Annotated in this window: 2 protein-coding genes; one reads left to right on the top strand and one right to left on the bottom strand. The window is 75.2% G+C overall.

Annotated elements, in window-relative coordinates:
• The coding region (locus ACSW7Y_RS17065) for an EamA family transporter (protein ID WP_438127414.1) at positions 1 to 958 on the bottom strand (958 nt) is incomplete at its 3' end.
• Between the two features lie 71 nt (positions 959 to 1,029).
• Between ACSW7Y_RS17065 and ACSW7Y_RS17070 the strand changes: the two genes are divergently transcribed.
• Positions 1,030 to 1,944, top strand: coding sequence for a LysR family transcriptional regulator (locus tag ACSW7Y_RS17070; RefSeq protein ID WP_438127415.1), 915 nt, complete (start codon positions 1,030 to 1,032; stop codon positions 1,942 to 1,944).
• Positions 1,945 to 2,040 lie beyond the last annotated feature (96 nt).

A 2,040-nucleotide genomic window follows, 5' to 3' on the forward strand; every position in this document is an offset into this window, starting at 1 on the left:
CCGCAGCGCCGGGCGCCGCCGGAGCCCCAGGCGCCGCCGGACCGCCCCGCAGCGCCCGACCGCCCGGGACCGCCGGAGCACCCGGCAACCCGACCCTTGCCGGCCGCGACGACCACAGCACCGCCCCGACCACGACCGCCCCCGCCACGACCTCGACCGCGTCCGGCACCTCCCCGAACGCCACCCACGAGGCGAGCACCCCGATCACCGGCACGAGCATCGAGAACGGCGCCACCGTGCTCGACGGGTACGTCGCCAGGAGCCGGGACCAGATGCCGTACCCGACCAGCGTCGCCACGAGCACGATGTACAGCAGCCCGAGGTCGGCCGGCAGTGCACCAGGGGTGAACACCGTGCCGAGCGCCCGCCCGATGCGCTCGGGCCCCTCGACCGTGAGCGAGAGCACGGCCATCGGCACGGGCGGCACGATCGACCACCACAGCGTCAGGTGCAACGGGTTCGACGCACCTGCCCGCCTCGTCGCGACGTTGCCGATCGCCCACCCGAGCGCACCGCACAGTGCGAGCACGACGGGGAGCAGCGCCGCAGCCTGCGCCCGGTGCACCGCGATCGCGGCGAGGGCGCACACCGCGACCGTCACCCCGATGACCTGCCGACCGGTGAGGCGCTCGCGGAGGAACACCCCCGCGAGCACGACGGTGAACGGTGCCGAGGCCTGGAGCACGAGCGACGCGAGCCCCGACGGCATCCCGGACGCCATGCTCAGGTAGAGGAACGCGAACTGCAGCACGCCGAGACCGAGACCGACGAGCAGGAGCCGTCCGAACGGGATGCGCGGGCGGGGCACGAACAGCACCGTCGGCACGGCGAGCAGCGTGAACCGGAGCGCAGCGAGCAGGAACGGCGGGAAGTGGTCGAGCGCGAGGGCGGTGGCGGGGAAGTTGAGCCCCCAAGCCACGGCGACGACGACGGCGAGGAGACGGTCACGGGCGAGCACCCTCCCACCATGACGGCGGCGACGCTGTAGCACCAGCGCACAGTTCGACAGCGAGGTTGTAGGGTCCCTGCATGGTCGACTTCGACGTGCAGCTGCTCGCCGTCCTCCGGGAACTCGCCGAGCGCGGCAGCGTCACCGCTGTCGCCGACGCGACCCACCGCACGCCGAGCGCGGTCTCGCAGCAACTCCGCACCCTGCAGCGACAGGTCGGCACCCCGCTCGTCGAGCGCAGCGGGCGCGGTGTCCGGCTCACCGAGGACGGCCGGGTCCTCGCCCGACTCGCTGCGGGCATCGCCACCGCGGTCGCGGAGGTCGACGCCGCGTGGCGCGAACACGTCGGCGGCGCCGTCGGACGCGTCGACCTCGCGATCTTCCCCTCCGCCGCGGAGCTGCTGCTGCCGGGCCTGCTCGCCCGGATGCGCGAGCACCCCGGCATCGAGCTGGTGCTGGTCGACGTGGACGTCAGCGAGGACGAGTTCGGGCCGCTGGCCGCCGACCACGACGTCGTCGTCGGGCACCGTCCGGACGGGGCGCCGCCGGCGGGACGCTCGGGCCTCGAGACCGTCCCGCTCCTCCGGGAGCCGCTCGACGTCGCGTTCCCGCCGGACCACCCGCTCGCCGGACGCCGACGGGTCGGGATCGACGACGTCGTGGGGGAGACCTGGATCGGCGTGCCGGAGGACTACCCGATCGACCGCGTCCTCACGGCCCTCGCCGCCGCGACGGACACCCCGCCGAGCGTCGCGTTCCGGACGATCCACCTGCCGGTGATCGAGAACCTCGTGGCGGCGGGGCACGGCATCGCCCTGGTGCCGCGGTACACGTCGGGCACTCGGGCCGCCGGGCGGTTCCACCTGGCGGAGCTCGCGGACGTCCGTGCAGGGCGCCGCATCGACGCGCTCGTCCGTCCGGACCGCGCGGTCCGCCCCGGGGTGCGGACCGTCCTGGAGGCACTGGTCGCCGAGGCGCGGGCCGTCACCACCTGAGGTGGTCACCCCTGCGGCGGGGCCGCCCCGCGCGTCTCCCCACGGGCACGGCCTGCCCGCCGCCGGCGCGTCGGTCAGGTACCTGCGGCGTGGGCC

The organism is Curtobacterium flaccumfaciens (genome assembly GCF_051548005.1).
Lineage (GTDB): Bacteria > Actinomycetota > Actinomycetes > Actinomycetales > Microbacteriaceae > Curtobacterium.

Excerpts from the sequence above, each read along its gene's own strand:
- ACSW7Y_RS17070 (WP_438127415.1), top strand. The coding sequence starts at position 1,030 with ATGGTCGACTTCGACGTGCAGCTGCTCGCCGTCCTCCGGGAACTCGCC.